At 61.1% G+C, this 25,482-nt stretch carries 23 protein-coding genes; 5 read left to right on the top strand and 18 right to left on the bottom strand.

The window, feature by feature from the left end:
• Nucleotides 1-48: 48 nt before the first annotated feature.
• The 7 genes from ASH01S_RS05100 to ASH01S_RS05070 form a co-directional block, all read right to left on the bottom strand.
• Nucleotides 49-495, bottom strand: coding sequence for an OsmC family protein (locus ASH01S_RS05100; RefSeq protein WP_245628932.1), 447 nt, complete (start codon nucleotides 493-495; stop codon nucleotides 49-51).
• Nucleotides 496-612: 117 nt separating this feature from the next.
• Nucleotides 613-1,047: a cupredoxin domain-containing protein gene (locus ASH01S_RS05095; protein WP_067924604.1), complete on the bottom strand. Its 435-nt coding sequence runs from the start codon at nucleotides 1,045-1,047 to the stop codon at nucleotides 613-615.
• Nucleotides 1,048-1,099: 52 nt separating this feature from the next.
• Nucleotides 1,100-1,630 (bottom strand): phosphatase PAP2 family protein, encoded by a 531-nt coding sequence (locus ASH01S_RS05090; RefSeq protein ID WP_067924599.1) that lies wholly within the window; start codon nucleotides 1,628-1,630, stop codon nucleotides 1,100-1,102.
• Nucleotides 1,631-1,634: 4 nt separating this feature from the next.
• Entirely contained in the window at nucleotides 1,635-2,711 is a 1,077-nt protein-coding gene (locus ASH01S_RS05085; RefSeq protein WP_157067004.1) for a phospholipase D-like domain-containing protein, read from the bottom strand.
• 208 nt (nucleotides 2,712-2,919) lie between these two features.
• Entirely contained in the window at nucleotides 2,920-6,045 is a 3,126-nt protein-coding gene (locus ASH01S_RS05080; protein WP_067924596.1) for a DNA polymerase III subunit alpha, read from the bottom strand.
• Nucleotides 6,046-6,056: 11 nt separating this feature from the next.
• The gene (locus tag ASH01S_RS05075) at nucleotides 6,057-6,299 is read right to left on the bottom strand and encodes a DUF6504 family protein (RefSeq protein ID WP_067924593.1); all 243 of its coding nucleotides are present in this window, start codon (nucleotides 6,297-6,299) and stop codon (nucleotides 6,057-6,059) included.
• Nucleotides 6,296-7,597 carry a Y-family DNA polymerase gene (locus ASH01S_RS05070; RefSeq protein ID WP_067924586.1) on the bottom strand — a complete coding sequence of 434 codons (1,302 nt, stop codon included), beginning with the start codon at nucleotides 7,595-7,597 and terminating at the stop codon, nucleotides 6,296-6,298. The genes ASH01S_RS05075 and ASH01S_RS05070 overlap by 4 nt, the downstream gene beginning before the upstream one ends.
• A 309-nt stretch (nucleotides 7,598-7,906) precedes the next feature.
• On the opposite strand from ASH01S_RS05070, the gene ASH01S_RS05065 reads away from it, so the two are divergent.
• On the top strand, nucleotides 7,907-9,109 hold the full coding sequence (locus ASH01S_RS05065; protein WP_067924691.1) for a CynX/NimT family MFS transporter: 1,203 nt from the start codon (nucleotides 7,907-7,909) through the stop codon (nucleotides 9,107-9,109).
• A 47-nt stretch (nucleotides 9,110-9,156) separates the two neighbouring features.
• Here the strand turns inward: ASH01S_RS05065 and ASH01S_RS05060 are convergent, their stop codons facing one another.
• Nucleotides 9,157-10,323, bottom strand: coding sequence for a thiolase family protein (locus ASH01S_RS05060; RefSeq protein WP_067924584.1), 1,167 nt, complete (start codon nucleotides 10,321-10,323; stop codon nucleotides 9,157-9,159).
• 204 nt (nucleotides 10,324-10,527) lie between these two features.
• On the opposite strand from ASH01S_RS05060, the gene ASH01S_RS18395 reads away from it, so the two are divergent.
• Nucleotides 10,528-10,674: a hypothetical protein gene (locus tag ASH01S_RS18395; protein ID WP_157067002.1), complete on the top strand. Its 147-nt coding sequence runs from the start codon at nucleotides 10,528-10,530 to the stop codon at nucleotides 10,672-10,674.
• Nucleotides 10,675-10,688: 14 nt separating this feature from the next.
• Here the strand turns inward: ASH01S_RS18395 and ASH01S_RS05055 are convergent, their stop codons facing one another.
• Nucleotides 10,689-11,453: an SWIM zinc finger family protein gene (locus ASH01S_RS05055; RefSeq protein WP_067924581.1), complete on the bottom strand. Its 765-nt coding sequence runs from the start codon at nucleotides 11,451-11,453 to the stop codon at nucleotides 10,689-10,691.
• A complete protein-coding gene (locus ASH01S_RS05050) occupies nucleotides 11,453-14,623 on the bottom strand; it encodes a DEAD/DEAH box helicase (RefSeq protein WP_067924578.1) in 3,171 nt (1,056 codons plus the stop codon). The genes ASH01S_RS05055 and ASH01S_RS05050 overlap by 1 nt, the downstream gene beginning before the upstream one ends.
• A gap of 151 nt (nucleotides 14,624-14,774) precedes the next feature.
• On the opposite strand from ASH01S_RS05050, the gene ASH01S_RS05045 reads away from it, so the two are divergent.
• From ASH01S_RS05045 to ASH01S_RS05035, 3 genes are all read left to right on the top strand, one after another.
• Nucleotides 14,775-15,119 (top strand): YtrH family sporulation protein, encoded by a 345-nt coding sequence (locus tag ASH01S_RS05045; RefSeq protein WP_245628930.1) that lies wholly within the window; start codon nucleotides 14,775-14,777, stop codon nucleotides 15,117-15,119.
• Complete coding sequence (locus ASH01S_RS05040; protein WP_067924576.1) at nucleotides 15,116-15,577, top strand: sporulation membrane protein YtrI; 462 nt, start codon at nucleotides 15,116-15,118, stop codon at nucleotides 15,575-15,577. Before ASH01S_RS05045 ends, ASH01S_RS05040 begins: the two co-directional genes overlap by 4 nt.
• A 98-nt stretch (nucleotides 15,578-15,675) precedes the next feature.
• The gene (locus tag ASH01S_RS05035) at nucleotides 15,676-15,987 is read left to right on the top strand and encodes a DUF1811 family protein (protein WP_067924573.1); all 312 of its coding nucleotides are present in this window, start codon (nucleotides 15,676-15,678) and stop codon (nucleotides 15,985-15,987) included.
• A gap of 97 nt (nucleotides 15,988-16,084) precedes the next feature.
• Here ASH01S_RS05035 and ASH01S_RS05030 read toward each other — a convergent pair whose 3' ends face one another.
• The 8 genes from ASH01S_RS05030 to ASH01S_RS04995 all read right to left on the bottom strand — a co-directional run bounded on the left by ASH01S_RS05030 (nucleotide 16,085) and on the right by ASH01S_RS04995 (nucleotide 25,255).
• On the bottom strand, nucleotides 16,085-17,185 hold the full coding sequence (locus tag ASH01S_RS05030; protein WP_083516825.1) for a M24 family metallopeptidase: 1,101 nt from the start codon (nucleotides 17,183-17,185) through the stop codon (nucleotides 16,085-16,087).
• A gap of 24 nt (nucleotides 17,186-17,209) precedes the next feature.
• Entirely contained in the window at nucleotides 17,210-18,817 is a 1,608-nt protein-coding gene (locus tag ASH01S_RS05025; protein ID WP_067924571.1) for an FMN-binding glutamate synthase family protein, read from the bottom strand.
• Between the two features lie 180 nt (nucleotides 18,818-18,997).
• Complete coding sequence (locus ASH01S_RS05020; RefSeq protein WP_067924568.1) at nucleotides 18,998-19,912, bottom strand: proline dehydrogenase family protein; 915 nt, start codon at nucleotides 19,910-19,912, stop codon at nucleotides 18,998-19,000.
• A gap of 21 nt (nucleotides 19,913-19,933) precedes the next feature.
• Nucleotides 19,934-21,385 carry a proline--tRNA ligase gene (proS, locus tag ASH01S_RS05015; protein ID WP_067924562.1) on the bottom strand — a complete coding sequence of 484 codons (1,452 nt, stop codon included), beginning with the start codon at nucleotides 21,383-21,385 and terminating at the stop codon, nucleotides 19,934-19,936.
• A 182-nt stretch (nucleotides 21,386-21,567) separates the two neighbouring features.
• The gene (locus tag ASH01S_RS05010) at nucleotides 21,568-21,762 is read right to left on the bottom strand and encodes a hypothetical protein (protein ID WP_067924560.1); all 195 of its coding nucleotides are present in this window, start codon (nucleotides 21,760-21,762) and stop codon (nucleotides 21,568-21,570) included.
• A gap of 26 nt (nucleotides 21,763-21,788) precedes the next feature.
• Nucleotides 21,789-22,733 carry a 4-hydroxy-3-methylbut-2-enyl diphosphate reductase gene (locus ASH01S_RS05005; protein WP_067924557.1) on the bottom strand — a complete coding sequence of 315 codons (945 nt, stop codon included), beginning with the start codon at nucleotides 22,731-22,733 and terminating at the stop codon, nucleotides 21,789-21,791.
• A gap of 54 nt (nucleotides 22,734-22,787) precedes the next feature.
• A complete protein-coding gene (locus ASH01S_RS05000; protein WP_083516824.1) occupies nucleotides 22,788-24,362 on the bottom strand; it encodes a nicotinate phosphoribosyltransferase in 1,575 nt (524 codons plus the stop codon).
• 2 nt (nucleotides 24,363-24,364) lie between these two features.
• Complete coding sequence (locus ASH01S_RS04995) at nucleotides 24,365-25,255, bottom strand: inositol monophosphatase family protein (RefSeq protein ID WP_067924554.1); 891 nt, start codon at nucleotides 25,253-25,255, stop codon at nucleotides 24,365-24,367.
• Nucleotides 25,256-25,482: the final 227 nt, after the last annotated feature.

The raw sequence follows: 25,482 nt of genomic DNA, 5'->3' as shown, positions 1-25,482 counted from the left end.
GGCAGGCAAAGCGGGTGGGCGGCGAGCCGCCGCCCGCACAGCGGAACGTCACGCGGGTGCCATGACGTCTGCAACCTCTTGCCCGTTGAGAATTAAATGGGGCACAATCTCTGCTTGGAGCGAGGCCGAAGCGCTGCAGTATTTGTCTTCGCTCAGGTGAATCGCGCGCCACGCCTTATCCGCATCCACATCCCCCGCCATTCGATAATAGAGGTGGATTTCCGTAAACTTCTGTGGATACTCCTCGCGCCGCGTCCCATTCGCCTCAATCGTTAAGGAACTCAGGGGCTGGCGCATGCGTTCGAGAATCATGGTGACGTCAATGCCCGTGCATCCGATGAGCCCCATCAGCAACAACTCCATGGGACGCGCTCCGTGGCCTTCACCGCCAACCTCAGCCGCCGCATCCATTTCCACTTGGCAGCCGGAGGGACCAACCGCTGCGAAGTGGCGCCGCCCTAACCAGTTTGCCGTGACCCGCATCGTGCTCGCCATCCTCTCGGCCCCCTGTCCTCCTGATTGAATCCTTCTGCCCTTGTGGTCAGACCGCTGATGGCCATGAGCCATCATGTCACATCAAAGTATAGCATGAAATCATAGCATGAAGGCGCCTCAGCGGACGACGAGGGTGCCCCGCATGCCGGGCTCGGGCACACGTTTGCCCTGCATCAACCGGTCCGAATAAAACGGAAACCGTCCGGACCTATCGGGTGTGAAGGAAGCGGTGGTCTGTCCCCCGGCAGGTAGATTGGGCAAGAACACGTAAAAGTCCGGGATGACTAAGTTATGCACCTGGCGTCCTTGATTGACCACCGTCAGGTTAACGGCTTGGCCCACGCGCGCCTCAATCTGCCCAGGAGAAATGGCCCCATCGCGGAGCACCACTCGAACGGCGGTCTGTGCGAATACCTGGGGAACCTGGAGGAAAGGACCAAACGGAAGCGGATCGACCGAGACGATTCCAGTCAAAACGATGAACACCACCGCAAACCAGCGGCAACGATGCCAAAACCTGCGGGCACGCCAAACGAACGAGCGGCAACGCATGCTGATCAGCCTCCTGGGCTCTACCGTGCACAGGTACATGGGGAACTATGCATTACGCCAGCCATACGCTCACAGCAGTGGAAACCACGACCGCCACAAAGGTCCCGTGCAGAACCCCGGCCAGAACATCCGTGGGATAGTGCAGTCCTACGTACACGCGCGATATGGCCAGGAGCACGGCCAGTACGAACAGGATGAGCCCCACCCCAGGCACGCCCGTCATACTCACCGCCAAGGCGAAGGCGCCCGTGGCATGGTTGCTGGGAAAGGAGCCGCCGCGTTCATGCGCAAGCAACGGCAGAAACGACAGTCGCTCAAACGGGCGCGGACGCCGAAACACTCGGGTCACCAATTCGTTGATGGCACGCGCCAAGACGGCGGCTGCTATCGCCGAAAACCCGGCCAGGCGCGTCGCAGACGATGTCTGGGACAAGGCGGCCGCAGCGATGACGCAGACCATGACAATCGGTGTCCAGCGCGCAATGACCATCATACAGGCATTGAGTGTAGGCCATCGCCGCCACAAACCGCATACATACATCACCCATCGCTCATCATAGGGCTGCACACGTTCGAACGTCATCGATTCAGTCTCCACCCTCATCGGACCGAGCGCTGGCCACCGGATAGTCGGTGCCGCGTGAGATTTGAATTGAAAAATTGGCTTGGAAAGAGGCGTCGAACCGCTTCATATGGTGAAATTCCAAATCACCCTCATGGTTGTAGGTATACGCTTGGTGGCTGAAATTGGCACTCCCGATGATGAAGGTAGTTCCATGATCCACATCGAGTATCTTGGCGTGCATCCACTCTTCGCCGTAGGGTCGATAGAAGCGAACGGTCGCCCCTGCGTCGCGCAGCTCCTCGGCGGCTTTGCGATTGTAGGGTTGATTGGGGTCCAGCAACACCTCCACGATGATCCCACGGTTGACGGCCTCGATGAGGGCGTTGAGGACGTCACGATCCGTCAGGTCAAACGCTTCTAAGCACACCAGTTGGTGAGCCGATTGAATCGCTTGGATGACCTGTGTCTCAATCTGCCCGTCGGTGACGAGGGGCGGTTGAGTCTTGGGTGCTGCGGCGGGCAGACCCTGTGCGCGTTTCCAGTCCCAATGGAACAAAGCGAGAAACGACGGATTGGGATGCCGGATGTAAACGGACGCATCATTGTTTTCCCAGCTGCTGTCCCCGAAGTTCATTCCGCCCAGCAACACCCCGGAATCGCCGCCATCCGCCAGCAGCATCTTGATGTGCGAAATGCCCTGATGAATGTGCAGAGATTGTACGGGAACCCCTGCGTGCTCCAGCATGGGGACAGCGTCTTGCTGCGAATGGCTTTCTGTCGCATCGACGACCACCCGCACATCCACCTGGCGTTGTTTCGCCGCGACAAGAGCCTTGAGGATATCCGGGTCCGACAACTCATACACGTCAAGATAGCAGTAACGGTGGCTGTGGCGAATCATCCGCAGGGCCTGCGTCTTGACGTCTTGCCCCCAGTCGAGCGTCGCCCCGCCTTCCTCGACCGGCGCGGGAAAACGACCGTTGTCTGCAGCCAACGTGGTCTTCCCGCAAGCCGGCAGAAGCCCCATGGTCACAGCGAGGGCGGCGGCCAATACAGGCAAGCGCAGCCAGGAAAACCGGGTTACAGTAGACAGATGCATCCGTCATCCTCCCTCGTTCAGATTGGTCTGGCACGCCCCATGTATTCTGCGGCTGACTGGTAATCCCCTGTTTTCAATCCGATCATTCACAAAAAAGTATTTCAATGTTCTATCGGATGGTGCCCCGGACATCCACTCACCCAGATGCACGCGACAACAAAATCCATCTTACCGGATGAAACAGGGCAAGGCCAACCGAGAGAGGAGATTACAGGCCTGTATGAAGCGGCAAAACCTCCCATGCTATCAGACTGGGACGGGCACCGCACCGGCGCTGAATACGCCCGCGCACCCCGACAATGCGACCTTGGGGAGTAAATACGACAGCGCCGCTTCGCCGATACACCGACTCAAACATCGTCGCGTCGACGATGCCACTTTCGTCCTCCAGTGAAAAAAAGACAACCGTACGCCCGCTCTTGGTAGGCGGCCGATGGGGACAGACCACCAAACCGGCCACCCACACTTCTTCTCCATCCTCAGCAGAATCCAAATTTTGAATGGGTACGTAACCGTTCTTGGTCAAAAAAGGGCGATACAGTTCCAGCCAGTGTCCGGAAAGGCCCACCCCCAACAGACTGTACTCATCCGCCAACTTTACGGCAAAAGGCAAATCCCCGGGTCCATCGTCCCGACGCGTCCGCCCGCCCTCGCCGTCCCTCATCAGCGCATCCGGCAACAGGGGCAGTCTCGCATGCCGGGCGTGGCGCAGACGCAGCCATTCCGGCAGCCGCCACAGCAAGTGCCGCCGTCGGGAGTCCAAAGCATCGAACGCTCCCACCCGAATCAGGTGCTGAGCTAACAGGGTGTCCAGCTGCGGGACACGGCAAAGCACGTCGCAGACCGAACGATAGGGTCCATGAGCCCGGCGCTCGTCCACCAGAGTGCGAATCAGCGTCTCTTGACTTCCCTTCAGCAAACGAAACCCCAAGCGAATTTGCCCATCGGTGACACGGCAGGACCACTCACTGGCATTGATGTCCACACCCAGCACAGAGATCCCTCGCCGTCTGGCCTCTGCCACAATCACGTGAATCGGGTAGTACCCCATCGGGTACTGATTCAAGACGGCCGCATAAAATTCGGCCGGGTAATGCTCCAGCAAATACGCCGTCTTATACGCGGTGGTGGCAAAAGCTGCAGCGTGCGCCTCACAAAATCCATAACTGGCATATCCCTGGATATATGAGAAGATGGTTTTGGCCACCTCCTCCTCCACCCCCGCTTGCGCCGCCTTGGCGAGGAATTGCTCGCCTATCCTCTCCATCTCTGCTGTGGAGCGGGCATGGCTCATCACCCTCCGCAACTGGTCAGCTTCGCCGGGCGTGAATTCGGCAATCGCTGTGGCAATCTCAATCACTTGTTCTTGAAACAGCACCACCCCATAGGTCTTGCCAAGAATGGGTTCTAATTTTGGATGCAAATAGGAAACCGGTTCAAGCCCTTTGCGCCGGCGCAAAAACGGATCAACCATATTGCCCTTGATAGGGCCGGGTCGAATCAGAGCGACACTGGCCACAATATCTTCCAAGCGATCCGGTTGCAGACGGGTTTGCAGCGCGCGCTGTGCGGGGCTCTCCAACTGAAAAACACCGACCGTCTCTCCCCGCCCCAGCCTGCGGAACGTCGCCTGGTCATCCAGCGGTATGGCTTCGTAATCCAAGGCCATCTGTTGACTCTCCCGCAATCCGATGGCATCGTCAATCGCGGACATCGTGCGCAGCGACAATAAGTCCAGCTTGACCAAGCCCACCATCTCCGCCGCCTCCTTATCGAACGGAATCATTCGCTCTCCTTTGGCAGACGGCTGCAGCGAAGTCACTGCAAACAAAGGACGGCTGCTGATGACCACACCCCCCAGGTGTAAACCAAAGTGGCGAGGAAAGCCGGCTATGCTAGCGGCCAATCGCCACAGCCAGGCGAATTGCCGCTGATGCGCCCGATATGGCCTGAGTTCTGGCACCCGCTGCAACACCTCTTCCAGTCGATCCGCCCGTGTTCCCCAAGGAATCCGCTTGGCCAGCTGATCCACCAGATCCTCGGGCAGGGCGAGCGCAGCTCCCACCGCGCGGATGGCCGATTTGCCCCGAAACGTTTGATACGTCGCCACCCGCGCCACATGCTGCTCTCCATACGTCCGGTACACATACTCCATCACTTCATCCCGGCGCCGACTGTCAAAGTCGATATCAATGTCCGGTTTCTCTGCCCGTTCCAGACTCAAAAACCGTTCAAACAACAATCCTCGCCCCGCCGCATCGACGTCGGTAATGTACAGGCAATAGGCTACGGCCGAATCTGCCGCGGACCCCCGCCCAGCGTAGCGGATGCGGCGACTTCTCGCGAAGTTGGCAATATCCCATACCACGAGGAAATAATCCACATAACCCAAGCGTTCAATGATGGTCAATTCATGATCCAGCCTGGCCCGCAGCTCCCCGTCCACATGCGGATACCGCTCACGCGCCCCGCGCCAAACCAACCTGCGCAGATAGGCGGCAGCGCTGGTCTCACCACGGGGCAGCCGATAGGCTGGAAACAGGGACTGGTTCAGCTTCACGACCACTTGGCAGCGTTCTGCAATCCGCATTGTGTTCTCCAACGCTTGCGGATACGCCGAGAATCGCCGCCTTGCTTCCGCCGCATCATGCAGCCAACGATTGGGATTGAGCGGCCGCTCCCCCGACGGATCATGAACGGCGATCCCCATACGAATACAGGATAAGATGTCGTAAACAGGAAATTGTTCAGGCGTGGCGTGATGGACATTGCTGCTGGCCACCAAAGGAATATCCAGATCCTTCCCAAGGTCTGCCAATTGCCGATTCAGCCAGTGGGTCCGAGGATATTCGTCTCCCTGCAGTTCCAAATAAAACGCCCCTGGAAATTGATCATGATAGCGCCTGGCGGTCTCTTTAGCCTCGGATGCCCGGTGCTGTAGAACCAGTTGGGGAATGCGGCCGCGGCGGCATCCGGACAGCACAATCAGTCCTTGACCGTGCCGGAACAGCTCCTGCTCCGGCAAAGCCGGCTGCCGCCGACGGCCCTCGTGAGCGAGGGTCAACAATCGGCAGAGGTTTTCGTAACCCAAAGGGGTTTCCGCGAGCACGGTCAGGTGCGTCCCATCCTCCAGCGTCAACTCCGCCCCCGAAATCGGCTGAATCCCATATACGGACGCCCAGTGATGAAACTCGGGCAGGCCGGCAATCGTATTGTGGTCTGTCAATGCCATTGCCGGCATGTTTTCGGCGGCCGCCTGCGCCACCAAGGATTCAATCGTGGACGCGCCGTCCTGAAAGGAAAACGAAGAATGGCAGTGAAGGTGTACAAACACCCGGCATCCCCCTAATCCCACACCTTATACAGCCACCATTGTCCATCCGACGACTCCAGATCAAAGATTTGGCCATCCACGGTCATCACCCGAATCATCCACCGTTCTCCCTCCCCCTCCCACCAATTCCCCATTTCCCTCCATACATCGAGCCAATCGGCCACCCGGTGCAGAGTTCCCTTATCGCGAAACTGCTGCGGCACATGCGCACACCATGATTCAATCTGAATAGGACGCCGGACAATCCGCGTCACGCCTCCGCCACCATCCGCCAGCGTAATTCCCGGAGGCTTCCGCGCACCCCGATGCGCAGTTTGTCTGGAAACCGGCCGTTGATCTGCGTCATGATGTGCTCTATCTTCCGCCCTGCTTCCCATCTATCTGGAATCAGCAAGCCGTTTTTCACGGTAAACCTGGACTGACGAACGCGAAGCGGCTGCAAATCGGCCGCGTAGACCTCCACGTATGCAATCCCACCGGCCCGCGCCGCCTCCTCCCGGCACCGCCGAACGCCTTCCTGCAGATGCGCCAGCCACGACGACAGGCGATGCAGCGGCCGCCCAGCCGCCTGTGCAAACCGTCCCTCGCTGGATGTAGACTTCCAAACCATCCCTGCCCGCAGGGCGGTGCGCCCCGCCTTCTGCAGGCGATCTACGACCGCTGCCATCAGCGCCTCCACTAGCTTGGGAATGTACTCCGCAGGCATGGTTTCTCCAACACGAGATTCCCATTCTTCAGAATAGATTGCGGGCGGATAATTGACCTGAATTTGTCCGGGAGGCACCTCGGCAAACGCCTGCTTCCACAGCAGCGACTCTCGTCCAAACCAACGCATGATATCCGCGTCGGGAAGAGCCACCAGATCAGCCAAGCGAAACACGCCGAACTCCTTCAATTTCGCTTGTACATCGCTGGAAAGAAACCATACGGCATCGACCGGCAAGGCGAGAATCCACCCCGGCGCCGCAGCGGGAGGATGAACCGCTGCGGGCCTATCGCCACTGTCTGCATGCCGAATTCCGTCCCGCTCCGAGGAGATTTTCCGCCGCCCCGTAAGTCCGGGAGAAATCCATAAACGCTGCCGGCCCATCGTGCGGCTTATCCTTGGCATCTCCCGCCTTCTACTCGCCGCCCACTGCACCAACGCCCGAGCCAATTTTGGAGTCTCCGCCAACCCCATGCAAAAGCGAGATCCTTCTGGCAAATTCGTGTCCAATTGTTGCATAATCTCTCGGATTTCCTGCAAAGGAGGGACAGAGCCTGGTACTTGGATAAAAAAAGAATCTTTCCCTACAGTCTCCAACCACGGGGTATAGCCCCACAGGGTGCTCCAGACCTGCTCCATCATCCGCGAGGGTGAAGCAGGTTCTTCGTACAGCGCCAGTCCAGGCACCAGCGCCTTGGCGGTGGCTGTCGGCGTTCCCGGCCGAAGCCCTTGTTTACGGGCAGCAGCCGACGCGTCGCTGACTCGACCTCGCTCGACGGAGGCCCACAGGCGAGGACCTTCATCGATGCGCACCCCTTCCCCCAGGCCAAACAGTGTGTATCGCATCTGGGTACCTCCCGATGGGAACATATGTTCTGTTTGTGAGGTCTATTATACCCGCACCCGCAGCGAAAACAAACACATGTTCTCATCCAAATTGCACCTGTTCTGGGAGCGCAGTTGAAGCCGTGAACAGCCTTATCACGGCCGGGGCCACACGGACGCTGGACCTTCGCTCCGCCTCCCGCCGCTCCCATCGGGTACCGTACCCCCTCGCATTCCTTGCGCGAGCAAAACAAGACCATTATGCTCCTGTATAGTGATTCATTAAGGATAGGAGAATCCGCCGTGAAGCCAAATTCTCCCCCTGCCGAAGTGAAACCCGATCTCGCAGTACATCATGCCGCCACCAGGCGCAAGCTGCTGTTGGTTGCGGGAATCGTTCTGATTGCCTTCAATCTGCGGCCGGCCTTGACCTCCGTCGGCCCGCTGGTCGACGACATCCGCTCGTCTCTTGCCCTGAGCAACACCCTGGCCGGTCTCCTCACCACTCTGCCACTGCTCGCGTTTGCCATCTTCTCGCCCTGGGTGCCTCGCCTCGGACAACGCATCGGCAATGAGCGGACCCTTATGCTGGGGCTTGCCGCATTGGTCGCAGGCACCCTCGTCCGCTCCGGTGGACGGACCCTGGCCCTGTTCACGGGCACGGCGCTTGTCGGCCTGGGCATCGCTGTGGCCAACGTCCTTTTGCCGGCCGTCGTCAAACACCGCTTTCCCAACCAAGTCGGGCTTCTCACCAGCAGCTACTCGACAGCGATGAACGTGTGTGCGGCGTTGGCTTCCGGCATCAGCATCCCGCTCGCCCATGGCGCCGGCTGGGGCTGGCGAAACACCCTGCTGTGCTGGAGCGCGCTTGGTCTGTGCGCCATCCTCGTCTGGTTGCCGCAGCTGCGCGCAGAGCGGCCGGAGCCGGCGCGGGCGGTGCCCGACCGCCGTTCCGGCGGCGTCTGGCGGGCACCGTTGGCCTGGATGGTCACCGTGTTCATGGGCCTGCAATCGTTTCTGTTCTACTCGGCCGTAGCTTGGCTCACGGACATCCTCCACTCGGACGGATACAGCGTGAGCACGGCTGGTTGGCTGCTCTCCATCACACAGTTCATCGGCCTGCCGGCTACGTTTCTCACACCCATCCTCGCCGCCCGCTTGACGGATCAACGCTCGCTCGCGCTCATCCTTGGACTGATTTACACAGGCGGGTTTGTCGCCCTGTGTTTTCCCACACCCGTGCTGACCGGGTCGGCCATCGTCGGCATCGGCATCGGGCAGGGAGCGAGCATCAGCCTGGCCTTGGCGTACATGGGACTGCGCACCCACAACGCTCGTCAAGCGGCCAAACTCTCCGGCATGGCCCAATCCATAGGCTACCTGATGGCCGCCGCCGGTCCCGTCCTCCTGGGCTCCCTCTATGACCACGGCCAAACCTGGCGACTGCCGCTCTTCCTGCTGGTGGCCGTCTCCGCGCTGATGAGCGCAGCCGCCATCGCCGCCGGGCGCAACCAATACATCACGGGCGAATAAGCCACCTGCGTCTGGTGCAGCCGGGACGGCCGCCTGACCGTCCGGGCTCATAGGCGCTGCAAAACCACCGCGTTGGCCATGCCTCCCCCCTCACAGACGGCGATGAGGCCGTATCGTCCCTGCCGCCGTTCCAGTTCACACAATAGGGTGGCTACAAGGCGGGTTCCGGTAGCCCCCAGCGGATGCCCCAGCGCAATCGCGCCGCCATTGACGTTGATGCGCTCCCAATCCACCCCCGTCTCGCGCTGCCAAGCCAACACGACGGAAGCAAACGCTTCGTTGACCTCAAACAAGTCGATATCCTTGAGCGACAGGCCCGCGCGCCGCAGCACGTTCTCGGTCGCCGGAATCGGCCCCGTCAGCATGGTCACCGGATTGACCCCCACCACCGCAAAGGAGACCAGCCGGGCGCGCACCCTCAGCCCCAGCCGCTCTGCCCCCTCCCGGGAAGCCACCAGCACCGCACTCGCCCCGTCGGAAATCTGACTGGCATTGCCCGCGGTTATCAGGTCAAGACCCGGAAAGGCCGGCTTGAGCCCGGACAGCTTTTCCATCGAGGTGTCCGCACGAATCCCCTCATCCTCACAGATACACACCGACTCCCCATTCACACTCACCCTCACGGGCACCATTTCTTCTGCAAACCACCCGCTGTCCCGAGCCCGCGCCGCCCGTTGATGGCTGCGCAGACTGAACGCATCCAATTCCTCACGGCTGATTCCCCACTCCTTGGCGATCCGTTCGGCCCCCGCAGCCTGGCTGAACCACGCGCCCGTCACCCCATACCTGGCCGCCAGGCGCGGCACCAGCGGCGATCCCACACCTTGGCCGAAATTGCTGAACATCGGCACCCGGGACATCGACTCCACCCCGCCGGCGACGACCAGATCATACCCGCCGGACATCACCCCCTGGGCGGCAAACTGCAACGCCTGTAGGCTCGATCCGCACTGTCGATCCAGGGTGACGCCGGGCACCGACTCCGGGAGCCCCGCGCTGAGCCACGCGTTGCGGGCGACATTGGCCGCCTGTTCCCCGACCATATCGACACACCCCAGGATGACGTCCTCCACCAGCCCCGGCTGCACCGGGTTGCGCTGCAGAAGCTGCTTCAACACGTCCGCCATCAAGTCCACCGGGTGTACCCCCGACAAGACCCCATGCCTGCGGCCAATCGGCGTACGAATCGCGTCGACAATCACCGCTTCGCGCATTGCACCATCCTCCATTTCCGCTCTCCGCTGCCCGTCTGAAGCCATGAGTCCTCTGTCGGCTCAACAAATTCATCTCGATTTGGCTGTTGCCTGCAACAAACAAGCCTCGTTTCCCGTCTATACGTATTGAGAAGCAAAACTCCCAGCCAGCTCGGCGATCCGTTCCAGTCCGCCCTGCTGAACCGCTGCAAAGGGGTGTCACTTGTGGGCGTTGGCCTGATTGTCACGGTCGTCTTTCTCGGCGGTCTGCTCGGCTTGTTTGCCCGACAAACACTCACCGCCGAATCCGCCGAACACAGCACCGACACTTCCGAATCGGACGATGCAACCCATCCCCCGCACGCGATGTGAAACCGGCCACAGCATCACACCGGGCCCAGGGGTGCACGCAGATACAGAGACAGGTTGCGCGACAGCATGACAGGGTCCTCGGTCCGTCCGGATCCCGATTCGTCGCCGCTCATCTGTACGCGTTCCTCCTCGGGCCACGGCTGCCATGGCCGGGCCTCGGTTTCCACGGAGCCTTGGATTCCTTCGTCCACGGCCCTGGTTCCGGAGAGTCGCTCGTAGGTCAGCCGGTGCACCTCATCCAGCGTGCGCCCAACGTCCAATCCAACCGAGGCCAACAATTGCACCGGCTCATCCGCCAGTTCCCGAACCCAAGCCAGTGCAGCTGCCAAGACGTGTGCACACGGAGAAGATTCTCGGCAGGTACAGCTGGCGTCGGCGCGAAACCGCGCCGCGTATGCATCGCCCGGCCACAGCGCCATGCCTGCGCTATGCAGGCGCTGCAAAAACGCCAGCGGCAAACTGCCAGCCATCAGCCCGGCGAGCCAGTCCGGATGACGGGAGAACCAATCCGCCACCTGCTCGGCGCGAGGCCGCCAATTATCGACCAGCGGAAAGTGGACCTCGTATTCCGGGACTGGCCCGTATCCACGAACTCTGGCCGCCACCAGCCCAGGCTCGTAATGCCAATCCAGAACCCCGTCCACCGCCAATCCCTTGGCCCTGCGCAACGCCCCTTTGTCCACACCGGCCCACACAGGCTGCCAACACGTCTCATCAAAGCGCGCAGTGGCGCCTACCGGTTGTGTCTCTTTCTCCGGCAGCCTGCTGCTGTTCACCATCAACCATCCTCCTCCAGCGCCGACTCCACGTCCAAGCGGAACAGAGCCTGCAAGTCCGCGTCGGCCAGTTCCGTAATCCACCCCTCGGACTCCCCAACCACGGCGGCTGACAATTGCCGCTTGGCCGCAATCAGTTCGTCGATACGCTCCTCCAGCGTGCCCGAACAAACCAGCTTGTGCACCTGCACGTCCCGCGTCTGCCCGATGCGAAACGCCCTATCCGTGGCCTGGTCTTCGACAGCCGGATTCCACCAGCGGTCGAAGTGGAACACGTGGTTGGCCCGCGTCAGGTTGAGTCCAACCCCTCCAGCCTTCAGCGACAGGACGAGGATGGGCGGCGCTGGCCATCCCGCCTGGAAACGGGCCACCAATTCACCGCGTTCGCCGGGGCGCAGTCCGCCGTGCAGATATCCCGGTCTCCAGCCAAACCTCTCGGCGAGGACATCGCAAATGATTTCGCCCATCTCGCGAAACTGTGTGAAAACAAGCCCCGCCTCCCCTTGCTCGACCACCTCTTCCACCAGGTCCACAAGCAGCGACAGCTTGCCGGACCGGTCCACATCCCCGCGGCCGCCGGCCACCAGGCAAGGGTGGTCACACACCTGCTTCAAGCGCGTCAAAGCGGCCAGAATCCGCCCCCTGCGCGACATCTCCGATCCCGCACGGGGCAGGCGCTGCCACAAATCATCGACAATCGACTGATACAACGCCGCCTGCTCCGACTTCAGTCCGGCCGTGTCGCGCACCTCCCATTTCTCCGGGAGTTCCGCTTGTACCGACGGATCGGTCTTGCGACGCCGTAACAGAACCGGCGTCAGCAAGCGCTTGAGGCGGCGCACCTGCGGCCCCTGCGGCTGGGCGGTGACGGGGCCGGAAAAATGCCGTCGAAACCAGGACTGTCCCCCCAGATACCCCGGGTTCACGAAGTCCATGATGGCCCACAGTTCGATGAGCCGGTTCTCCACCGGCGTCCCCGTCAAGGCGATCCGCTGCCGCGCCTTGAGCTTGCGCACGGCGGCCGCCTGTTTCGTATCTACATTCTTAATGTTCTGAGCCTCGTCGACGACCACCGCATCCCACGCCACCTGCGCTAATTCTTCGATGTCGCGGACAAGCGTGGCAAACGTCGTCAGCACCACATCGACCGTGGCCACCGCCTTGGACAGGGTTGTGCGTCCCGTCTGGTCCAACCCGTGGCGTGCAGCCCCATGGTGAATGTAAAGCTTCAGGTCCGGCGTGAACCGCTGGATTTCTGCTCGCCAATTGGACAAAAGGGAGGTCGGACAGACCAAAAGGTGCGGTCCCCGCGCCTGTCTCTGCTCCTTGAGGCTGAGCAGGAACGCCAGTACCTGAATGGTTTTGCCAAGCCCCATGTCATCCGCCAGACACCCGCCGATGCCCAGATCGCGCAGTTGCAGGAGCCAGAACACCCCGTGCTTCTGATAATCCCGCAACACGCCCCGAAACCCGTTCGGCAACGGGCGCGGCGGTGGGGCCTTCGCTTCTGCCAACGACCTGAGGAACTGCTGCGCGGGAGCCGCTTCGGCGGAAAAGGAAACCTCCACAGGCACGTCCGTATCGTCCGCCTGCAACACCGATCGGGCCAAATCCCAGACCGATGTTCCCGTACGCACCCCTTTTGTCAAATCCCGGATTCGTTCCAGAATGGCCTCCACCGGGACGCGTTTCCATGTTCCCCCTGATTGTACATACGGCTGCTGTTCACGTACCAGCGCCTCAAACTGTTCTCTGGACAGTTCCTCGTCGCCAACCGCCACAGACCAGTCGAACTCAATCAACCTGTCCACGTCAAACCAAGAGTCCGCGGTGGCGCTTCTCCTGCTCGCCAGCCGCCGGCGGCTCACCCTTTTCACCCCGACGCGAATGCGGACATCCTGCAGGTCGACGTGCTCCCACCTGGGGGTGAACACAGCAAATCCGGCCTCCAGCAAACGGGGAACATGCTGATTCACCAACTCCATGACCTCTCCTGCGCCCACCGCGGTCTCTGCGGGCGCAGGCTGAACGAGCAGGCGCGCCACAGCCGGACATACTTCAGCCGCCCTGGCCAGCTGCGGCAGAAACCAACGGTCCGGCTCGCGGAGCACCCCACTGCCAATCCGCCACCGTCCCCGTTCTGGCTGCTGCCACCACTTTGCGAGCGGCGCGCGCCAAGCAAACCATCGATGCACGAGCAGAGCGCGCAGCGTCCACGTCCCGCTCTCGTCCTGTGTGGGAGGAATGAGTTCAAATCCGACCTGCCAATCCGCTTTCCCCGTCGTGTCGAACAGCGCGCCCTCCCACCCAGAGCCGCGCAGCTCCAATGCCAACATTCGCATCATCAGCCAGTGATCCGCCACAAACCCGAGCAGCGGCCCCTGTGGGCTAGTGTCGGTTAAACTGCGGCGCCAATCGGCCAACAGCTCCTCTTCACCGCGGTACCGGATTTGAAACGGCTGGCGCGTGGACACCTCGTGCACCCGGGGCGAATCGACAAGCGAACGGCGTCCAAGCCAGTCCGTGCATACCCACAGCCATGCCGCCAGCGCGTGCTCGTTTCCGGCCAGCCTGGGCAAATCAGCAGCCTGGCCGAGGTACGCCCGGTACAGCGCAGCTCCAGCCTCCACACGCCAGGCCGGGATCAGCATACCTGCGTACCGGCCGGTCGGGCCTTCGTCATGGCGGACAAAAACGCCGTCTTCCTGTGCCAGCCGCACAGGCATCCGCAGCACCTGTCCCCAATCCCAATCGCATAAAGCGGCAAACGGCAGCACATCCGCGCGCTGCACCAAGATCCGGGCCAATCGCGCTATGCCCAAATGCACGGCCAACTCCGGGCCGACAACGGCTTGCTGCCATATTTCCTCGTTGCTCAGCAGCCATGCAAACTCCCGCCCGGACAGCGCCAGTGCAGGACCAGCCTGAAACGGCCCAAGTTGCGGTCGACCCGCCACACCCAACACCAAGGCCAGATCTTCCAATTGCGCGGCAGAACCTCCATCCAGCCAGAGGAACCCGGTGCCCATCTGTGTCCATGGATCCTGCGCGAGAAACACCCCGTTAACCTGCGCACCACCCTGTCCATCTTGCCAGCGACGGATATCTCCCGCTCCCACAAGCTCAGATGTCCCGTTGATGTGGCTGTCCTCCACCGTGTTGTCCGCCTCCATGCAGTCAAACCCTATTCCGTCATTATATCACTCGGACAAGAATGGCACCGACCGCATATTCGCCCTCCTTGTCCCGTATGTTTGAGTACGAGCGACGGACCTGTTTCTCGATAGGCAGCAACGGCAAACCCGTTTTTCGGAGGCGAGACGATTGAACGGCTTTCTCGGCAACCTGTTCGCCTATTTCTTTATCGCGATGGGCATGGTTCTCGGCGGCTCCTTGCTCGGCGGTGTGGCGGCGGTCCTCATCCACTGGCCTGCTCCCATGGGGTACATGCTGCAGCTCGCAGACCGGCTCAAAATTTGGGCGATGGTCAGCACCTTGGGCGGCACGATGGACACGCTGCGCGCCATCGAGACGGGCGTCCTGAACGCCAACCTCCATGTGCTGGGCAAACAATTCACCTACCTATCCGCCGCCTTTTTCGGCTGCCAGGTCGGTTATTGGCTGATTCAGACCCTCTACGGCGCGCACGGGAGCGAACTCCCCAAATGAAACTGCGATTCGCCGTCACACTCCTCATCCTGGGCGCACTGGTGGGGGCTGTGGCCATGCTGTGCGTGCTGGGGTCACGTATCGATACCCTCTCCACCGAGCTGCAGAAATCGGAAACGACCATCGAGGAACTCAACGCGCAGATCCAACACCTCAAGGACCAGGCGGAAAGGCCCGTACAAAAGCCGACGATTCAAAAGTTCAGTGTTGAAATCGTGCAGGCGCCCAGTGACGTGACCGAACTGCAAAAAATCAGGGCGGCCGAATACGTGAAACAACGGCTGGCGTTTTTGGTCGGCCTGCCGCTGGATCCGCTCGTCGAAACGCCGGCCTTCATCCCGTCCATCATCGACGGGCGGACCATCACCATCGACGACAAAGCGTACCGGTTCCACGTCAAAACCCTGGTCATCGGAGAGGTTCCCTACCTGCAGGTGACACTGACCGCGGTTGAATGAGACACCCCGCCTTCGCCCGCCACCGGGTCTTCGGGCCCCCGTCAGGCCATCCCTGCATGCGGTATAATCAAAGGGTACAAGAAAGGGAGGGAAATGGCGTGCTGTACAGCGACATGACGCCGGAACAGCTGCAGCGTGAGATGAAGGAGCTGCAGCAAAAGGGGCAGCGCGCTTATGACGCAGAAAACTGGAGCGAGTACGAAGTCCTGATGAAAAAGTGGTATTTGGCTAAATCGTACCTCGTTCAGCAAGACATCCGCATTGCCATCGGAGAAACCTACCGATTGGCCGAGGAGTACGACCGGCTGACCGTGTCAAAAGTGAAGGGCATCATGGCATGGGGCACCCGCATGTCCGATGGCGCCGAAATCGCCGTCCCCATCGCCATGTTGGAAAAGGACGCAGAATAGCCGGCGCCGCAAAAAGCGCAGTCGGCTCCGGCCTGGCCATTCCGCGGCTCTTGTTCCCTCGCTGCACGTCATTCGGTGCCTGACTGCAGCGCCGCGCTCACACGTCCAAGCACATCGACTCCCAGGTCTTGGCCGCCCTGTTCAACGAACGAGCGCCTCCTTCTTCCACCACCACCAGGTCCTCGATGCGTACCCCAAACTTCCCCGGCAGGTACACCCCGGGTTCCACGCTCATCACCATGCCCGGTTCCAGCACCTGTGTGTTGCCCGCCATCACGTACGGCGCCTCGTGAATGTCCAACCCCACCCCGTGCCCGGTGCGGTGGGTGAAGTATTCTCCATACCCAGCCTCCATGATCACTTCCCGCACGGCCGCATCCACATCGTGGAGCGTGCGTCCCGGCTTGGCCGCCTGCACACCCGCCTGCTGGGCGGCCCACACCACTTTGTACACCCGCTCCATCTCCTCGCTCGGGCGGCCCAAGACAAAGGTGCGCGTGATGTCGCTGCAGTAGTGGTCGTAAACGCCTCCAGTGTCGACAATCACCGTGCTGTTTCGGGCCAGCGGGGTGTCGTCCGGTTCGTGATGAGGGGCGGCCCCTTGCTTCCCGGACGCGATTATGGGCGGAAAGGACATCTGCAGAGCGCCCGCCTCCCGCCACAGACCGGCCAGCAGTTCGGCCGCCGCCCGCTCGCTCATGCCGGGACGCAACTGTTCGGCCAGCTTCCCGACCACCGCGTCCGCCATCTGGGAGGCCCGTTCCAGCGCCTGGATCTCTTGGTCATCCTTGATGACGCGCAGGCGCTGCAGGAGCAAATCCGCATTCCCTGGCAACCGTTCCAGGCGCAGGGCGGACGCCAGGCCCAGCAGGTGGCGAGTCGGCCACTCCCCGTCCACAACCAGGTTCTTGCCGCTGCCGATGACCTCGGCCAACCGCTCATACGGATTGTCCCCGTCCTGGAAATAGTGCATCTCCACCCCGCTGCCCTCAATCTCCTGCTTGAACATTTCCGCCGCCACCCAAACGGGGTCCCCGTCCGCCCGCAGAATGAGGGCATGCACCCGTTCGCCCGGTTCCACCCACACCCCGGTCAGGTAATAGATGCTCGGCACCGAGGCCACGACAGCCGTTTCGACGCCCTGTTCCTGCATCAATCGATACAGACGGTGACGCCGGTCCGCGAGTCGATTTTCCATCGTCTCATCCTCCTGCGCTTTTCGTCACACCGCTCCCCGCGCGTCTGGCGCCGGCTTCGCTCCCTGCCGGGGGGCCGGGTAGGGAAACAATTCGCTGACCCGCACGCTACGCCCGTACTCGTTCTTATATACCACATGCTCGCGGCTCAACTGGCGCGGGCTTTCCAGACCGGCAGCCGCCGCCAGCGCAAACAGGCTCTCGCGCATCTGCAGAATGTAGTTCATCACCCGCCACTGCTTCTCCTCCGGTACCAGCGCCGCCTGGTACTTCGGATCCGTCGTGGTTACGCCGGTCGGACACTTGCCCGTATGACACTGCAACGCCATGATGCAGCCGTTGGCCATCATGAAGCCGCGGGCCGAATTGACACAGTCCGCCCCCAGCGCCAGCGCGATGGCGACCTTGTCCGGCGTAATCAACTTGCCCGAGGCGAACACGACAAACTTATCGCGCACGCCCATCTCGCGGGCCACGTCGTCCAGCGTCAGCAAGGCGGCGTACAGCGGCAGACCCATGCTGTCCGCCATCGCCTTGAAGGTGGCGCCTGAGCCCCCTTCGCCGCCGTCAACGGTGATAAAGTCCGGATAAATGTCCAGCCGCTGCATCGCCTCAAACAGAGTCACAAGGCGCTTGGCATCGCCTACGACAATCTTGATGCCAACCGGTTTCCCGCCTTCCACCTGCAGGGTCCGCACAAAACGCAACGCCTGCTCCTCGTTCTGCAAAAACGGAAAGCGGTTGGGGGAGTTCACCGTCTGGCCCAGCGACACCTTGCGGATGGCGGCGATTTTGGCGTTGACTTTGGCGCCCTCCAGGTGTCCGCCGCGAATCTTCGCCCCTTGCCCAAACTTCAGTTCAAACGCCTTGATGTTGGGTTCGTTCGCCTTCTTGACAAACTCCGCCAGCGAGAAGTTCCCCGCATCGTCCCGATACCCAAACAGGCCCGGGCCAATCTGGGCAATCACATCGGCCCCCGTCTCCAGGTGCTCCGGAGCCACGCCCCCTTCGCCCGTGTTGATCCACGATCCGCCCGCCATCCGCACGCCGTTTCCGGTGCTTCGGATGTAATGCTCGCCCACCGCCCCGTAGGATGTGGCCGACGCGCCAAACATGCCTTGCAATCGCCACGGGTGACGCCGTTGCGGGCCGACCACAATCGCATCCTCGTCCGTGTATAACCACTTCCGCGCTTTGTCGGCGACCATTCGCTCGTGCCGAGTGAACAGGGTCTCCTTGACGATTTCATACTTGTGAGCCGGCACCACAGCGCCGTTGTCCACGCGCAGTTCCTCGGCCAACTTCGGAAACAACGCGTTGGAGAGATAGAAACCGGGCTGTTCGTAATCGCGCTTGGCGCCAAAACTGATGAGGTCCGTTCGGTATTTGCTGGCAAACACGACCGCCAGGTAGTCCGCCCGCGAAAACGGCTTGCCGGCGGTGTCGTGGTCAAACCAGTACTGGCGAAACTCAGGGCCCAGCTTCTCCAGCAAATAGCGCAGCCACCCCAGATAGGGGTGGGCGCGAATCACCGAATGCTGCGGTTTCTTGGAGAGCGCGTACATGTAGCCGACAAACGCAATCGGCGGTACGATGACCACAACCAGCAAGATGCACAGAATCGTCGTTTCCACGGCGGCTTCCCCCTCAAGACCGGCGAGGACCGAAAGCTGTCGCAGGCGTCCCGGCCCTTCCCTTCTGCCCCAGTGTAACATATGGCATAATCAGGTTTCTAAGCGATGGATTCGTAAGGAGGGGGACACCTGGCCCCCATCTCCTTATAGCACCGCACGCGCGAGTCCACCCGCGAAGGCTCAGTGAAACAGCCCCCGTAGCACAAACGCCACGTTCGCCGGCCGTTCCGCCAGCCTGCGCATGAAGTAGCCAAACCAGTCGTTTCCATACGGCACGTAGATGCGCAGCGGATACCCTTCTGCAACCAGTTGGCTCTGCAGCTGCGTGGCAATGCCGTACAGCATCTGAAACTCGTATTTGTCCTGCGGGATGCGGTGTTCGGCAATGAACCGCTTGGCATGCGCAATGATGGCCGGATCATGCGTGGCAATGGCGGTGAAGCCGCGGCTTTGCAGCTGCGTCTCCAGCAGGCGCAGGTAGTTGGCGTCCACCTGCGATTTGTCCTGAAAGGCCACTGAGGCCGGCTCTTTGTACGCGCCTTTGACGATGCGCAGGTGCACTCCCTCTGCTCCCAGGCGCTCGACATCCTCCAGGCTGCGGAACAGATAGGCCTGAATCACCGTTCCCACATTGCTGTAGTCGCGACGCAACTCGTCCAGGATATCGAGGGTCACCTGACAGTGTTGATAGTCCTCCATATCGATGGTGACCAAGATCCCATACCGGCCGGCCGTATCCAGAATCCAGCGCATATTTTCCATGCACAGCTCGCGCCGGATGTCCAACCCCAACTGCGTCATCTTCAACGACAGTGTGGCATCGACGCCGGACTCGTGGATAGCAGTCAGTGTCCGCACACACACCTTGGCAGCATCCCGGGCCTCCACCTCATCGCGGACAAACTCCCCCAGATGGTCGAGCGTCACCTTCATACCGGAGCGGTTAAGGGCGCGAATCGTATCGATGGCATCCGCGATGGTCTCACCGGCGACAAACCGCTGGGCGCCCAGGCGCAATCCGTACCGCTTGGCCCAGCGATTTGCCAACGAGTTGGCCGCCAACGCCTGAAAGAACGACCTCAGAATGGCTTCCATGTGTGCGTCCCCCCTATCCACTCAGTATGCTTTCGCGTACCACACAGAATGCGCGGCAGGACGTCCGCACACCGCGCAGGTCGGCAACGTCTGCGGCGGCTGGAACGGGATGTTGCGGCTGGTCGCCCCCGCTTCCTCCTTAATCCGCCGTTCACACCCGTCATCGCCACACCATCCGGCCAACACGAAACCTCGCTGGCTCTGGATGATCTCGGTGATCTCGCCGAGGCTGTGCGCGATGTGCGAATGGTCGTCGGCGAACTGTTTGGCCTTTTGATACATCGTCGCCTGGATATCGTCCATCAACTGCGGCAGCCTGGCCGCCAATTCGCTCTCCGGCACGGCCAACTTCTCCCCGGTGTCGCGGCGCGCCAACGTCACTTGACCGCTGGCGATGTCGCGCGGTCCCAGCTCCAGACGAATCGGGACGCCCCGCATTTCGTATTCGTTAAACTTCCAACCGGGGCTGAAATCTTCGCGGTCATCCATGCGCACCCGCCACCCGGCCGACAGGAGTTGATCGCGCAGCGTTCCGGCGTGTTCGACAACCCGCGCCCGCTCTTTCTGCGGGCCAATGGGCACGATGATTACCTGGGTGGGCGCGATTTTGGGCGGCAGCACCAAGCCTTTGTCGTCGCCGTGCACCATGATGATGGCCCCCAGGATGCGGGTGCTGATGCCCCAGGAAGTGGTGTACACGTATTTCAGCTGGTTGTCCTTGTCCAAATACTTGATCTCAAACCCCTTGGCGAAATTCTGCCCCAGGTAGTGGGACGTGGCCGCCTGCAAGGCCTTGCCGTCCTTCATCATCGCTTCCAGCGAGTACGTGGCCACCGCACCGGCGAACTTCTCCGAAGGTGTCTTTTGCCCGCGGAAGACCGGAACCGCCAGCACGTTCTCGACAAAGTCGGTGTACACATCGAGCATCTGGCGCGTCTCCCGCTCCGCCTCCTCGGCCGTCGCGTGGGCCGTGTGCCCCTCCTGCCAGAGAAATTCACTGGTGCGTAAAAACGGCAGGGTCCGCTTCTCCCAGCGCACCACGTTCGCCCATTGGTTGATGAGCACGGGTAAATCCCGATATGAGTGAATCCAGCGCGCATACATGTGGCCAATGACTGTCTCCGATGTGGGGCGGATGGCCAAGCGTTCCTCCAGTTTTTCTCCGCCCGCCTCGGTCACCCAGGGCAGCTCCGGGTTGAATCCCTCCACGTGCTCCTTTTCCTTCTCAAAGAAGCTCTCCGGAATAAACAACGGGAAATAGGCGTTGCGGTGGCCTGTCCGCTTGAAGCGAACATCCAGTTCGCGTTGGCAGGCCTCCCACAGTTCGTACCCGTCCGGCTTGAACACGATGCAGCCGCGCACCGGCGCGTAGTCCATCAAGTCGGCCTTTTGAATCACGTCAATGTACCACCGTGAAAAGTCTTCACTCTGGGGCGTGATTTCCTTCACAAACTCTTTATCCTGCTTCGCCATCTGCATCCTCCCACATCGTTCATACCAGCACCCATCCATGACCAGGCGCCGCCGGCCGACTCTCAGCCGCCGTAGTGACCGTCTCCTAGTCGTCAGTATCGGACGGATAAGCTTGTTCCTAACCCCTCACGCCTGCCTTAACCTGACACGCGGAGTGGACTGGCGCCTCGACCGGCTGCTCGCTACATCAGGAAACCCAAGATGTGCACACCGCGCACCCCCGCCTGATAGCCGATGTCATATCCCAGCAGCCCCATAAAGGCCAGAAAGAAGAGAATTGCCAGGGTGGCAAACAGTCCGCGCAGGGTTTTCTTGCGCACAAACCAGCAGACCACCGCCAGCAGGAACAACACGACCAAGGTCACCGTGAGGACCACGCACACCTCTCCCAACCATTTCGACGTTAAGCGCGCCGCCGCGGCGTGGGCAAGATCTTGTCCACACTGGCCGTGCGCACCGGCACCCAGGTCGCCCGGTCATTCTCATCGAATTGTTCCAGGTAGGCGATGACCTCACTGGTGATAGCGGTCGGCGTGGAAGCGCCGGCCGTCACGGCGACCGTTTTCACACCTTTCAGCCAGTCTCGCTGGATCTCCGTGACATCCGCAACCCGATAGGCCTTTGTTCCGGCAATTTCCTCGGACACTTGGGCCAGCCGGTTCGAGTTGTTGCTGCGGGGATCACCGACGACAATGCACAGGTCGGCCTCCTTGGCCTGCTCCGCCACCGCCTGTTGCCGGGTTTGAGTGGCCATGCACAACTCGTTATACACCTCGGCCTGCGGATACTTTGCCTTGACCGCCGCCATCAAGTGAGCGGTATCCCACTGACTCATGGTGGTCTGGTTGGTCACAACGATCTTCGGATTGCTGAGGTTGAGTCGCTCAATATCCTGTTCGTTTTCTACCAGGTGCACACAGTCGGGCGCGACGCCGCAAGCCCCTTCCGGCTCCGGATGGCCTCTGCGGCCAATGTAAACAATATCATACCCTTGTTCCGCCTTATCGCGGATCAAGTCGTGCGTGCGCGTTACGTCTGGGCACGTCGCGTCAATTACGCGCAGTCCCCGCTCCGCGGCCCGCCGCTTCACCTCCGGAGAGACTCCGTGAGCGGTGAAAATGACCGTGCCCTCTTTCACCTGCTCCAACAATTCCAGGCGATTGGCCCCGTCCAGGGTGATGATGCCCGCCTTTTCGAACGCCTCCACCACGTGCTGATTATGAACAATCATGCCCAAGATATAGATGGGGCGAGGCAGAGATGGGTCCTCCGCGGCTTGTCGCGCCAGTACCATCGCATCCACCACACCGTGGCAATAGCCCCTGGGAGCAATGCGAATCACCTTCATGGCTGCTCCTCCTTTTGTAAAAACCGGCCCGCTGCGCGCCCTGCGCGCCTGCGACTACTCGCCGGCCATCTGCCGAGGCCGCCATTCATGCAGGAGCCGCTGCTTCAAATCCCACAACGGCTGCGACAGGTCGACATGATAAATGTGCGGGTTGACCGGTCGCAGCACCTCCGATGAAAAGCGGCTGATGTTGTCCTCCACGCGCCGGCGAATGGCGCGCACATCGGGAAGCTCATAGACCAATTCTCCGCCCAGATAAATCGGGGTCAACAGCGACTCCATCTCGTATTCCCGCAGCACCTTGCGCTTGTAGGTGTGCACGGGATCAAACAATTCCAGAGGCTGCTTGGCCGTGTAGGTCTCGTCGGCCAGCGCAATCAGGTCGGCGGATGCGTACCCGTGCACATACAGGCGCAGCAACTGCTTGCGCCCTGGATTGGTGATCTTTGCCGGGTTTTCGGAGACCTTGATCTTCGGCACCATATAGCCTTCCGCCTCCTGCGCGACCAGCTTGTACACGGCCCCCAGCGCCGGGCAGCCGCTGCTGGTGATCAGGTTGGTGCCGACGCCCCAATCGGTGATCTCGGCCTCCTGAATGACCAGCTCACGGATGGTTCGCTCATCGAGATCCGACGAGGCAATGATGCCCACGTCATACAGCCCAGCCTCGTCGAGCATCGCTCGAGCCCGCTTGGACAAATAGGCAAGATCTCCGCTGTCGATGCGGATACCGAGCAGCCGCTTGCCTTTGGCGGCCAATTCGCGGGCAATCTGAATCGCGTTGGGAACGCCGCTGTGCAGCACGTCATACGTGTCCACCAGCAACACCGCATGGTCGGGAAACGTATCGACGTAAGCGCGAAACGCTTCCAGTTCGCTCGGGAAACTCTGAATCCAGCTGTGCGCCATGGTGCCGACCGCAGGGATGTTGTATGCCTGCGCCGCCAACAGGTTGCTCGTCGCCGCACACCCGCCGATGAACGCGGCCCGCGCGCCAAAAATCGCAGCATCCGCGTTCTGGGCCCGGCGCAGCCCCATCTCCAGCACCTTGGCGCCGGGATGGCGCCTGTCCGTCCGGGCAGCGTCCACCATGCGCTGCGCCTTAGTGGCGATAAGACTCTGGTGATTGATAAAAGAAAGCACTGCTGACTCCACAAACTGCAGCTCGAATACCGGGCCTTCCACGCGCAGCAGCGGTTCATTGGGAAATACAATCGTGCCCTCGGGCACTGCGTACAAGTCACCCGTGAAACGCAAACGCCGCAAACGCTCGAGAAAATCTTCATCGAACAACTGCAGGCTGCGCAAATACGCGATGTCCTCGTCCGTAAACCGCAGGTTGTGCAGGTACCACACGACCTGCTCCAGTCCGGCCGCAATCACGTAGCCGTTACCGCAGGGATTATTGCGGTAGAACAGGTCAAAGACGACCCATTGGCCATCCCGCCCCTGCCGGTATTGCCCGTACATCATCGTCAACTGGTACAGATCCGTCAACAGCGACAGCCGACGGTCGCGGTACACCGCGTTGCCCGATATCTCCTCCACCCGCTGCCGCGCCTGCTCCAGGACGGCCCGCGGCGGCTTCGGCACCTCACATCGCAGGGGCTGCCGCACCTCGCTGGTCATGCTCACTCATCCCCTGTTCGCGCTGCATGCTGAATGCGTGCGCACAAGGCGCGCGCCAGACTCTCCCGTCCGGCCGCCACCACGTTGCGCAGTGTGAGATCATATGGGTGTTCCTCGACATCAAGGACAATCCCGCCGGCCTCGGTCACCAACAGGGCACCGGCCGCCAGATCCCAGGCGTTCAGGTCGTATTCCCAATAGGCGTCCAGACGGCCCGCGGCAACGTACGCCATTTCAATGGCAGCCGTGCCCAACACACGCAGGCTCTTGACCTGGGAAGCTATCGCCAATGCCGCGGCTCGGCTCTCGCGCACCGGATGGCGCGACGGAAAGCCGGTGGCGATCACGCTGCGGGCCACCGTCTCCTGGGCGGATGCAGAGAGGCGCACCCCGGGCAACGGTTCGTCCGGTCTGCCCATCCAAGCCTCAGCCGCTTCGGCGCTGCACAGATATGCGCCTTGACCGCGCAGGCCGAGAAACACCTCGGACCGATAAGGATCAAACACCACACCGACAATCGGCAGCCCCCGCTCGGCATAGGCGATGGAGACCGCCGAGAGGGGAATCTGCTGGACAAAGTTGGTCGTACCGTCGAGCGGATCGACCACCCAAACCCGCTCCTGGTCGACCGCCTGACTTGCCGCGGCCCGGGCGGCGTCGGAACCGGGTTCTGTGGTCTCCTCCCCCAAAATCGCATCGTCGGCAAACGACGAACGGATATGACGACGAATGATGTCCTCACATTTCGGATCCACATCCGTGACCAAATCGCTGGGCGAAGACTTGCTCTTGACCTGTTTGTCGTTATATAGGCGGGAGGAAAAGTAACGCCCCGCCTCCAGTGCTGCTGCCACAGCCACAGCCAACCTGGCTTGCTCTGCAGAGTGCGCCAATGTCAACAACCTCTCGTCATTTTACGGTATACAGCTCGTCGCCCTACCCTTTGGCTGGCAAACGCCCTTGGCAGGTGGCAGTGCCGGATGAAAACCGTCAACCAGCGACCACTGCTTTCTAGATCTTTAACATACTTTGTGCAAAATCGCTATGCTCCGCGTAATAGATGTAGGGAGGTTGCGAACCACGGCGGATTGGGAAGATTGTAAAGGAAACCATTTTTACC

This window comes from Alicyclobacillus shizuokensis NBRC 103103, from assembly GCF_001552255.1.
In the GTDB taxonomy this organism is placed as follows: Bacteria; Bacillota; Bacilli; order Alicyclobacillales; family Alicyclobacillaceae; genus Alicyclobacillus_G; species Alicyclobacillus_G shizuokensis.
This window is presented reverse-complemented; position numbering and strand designations above follow the sequence as displayed.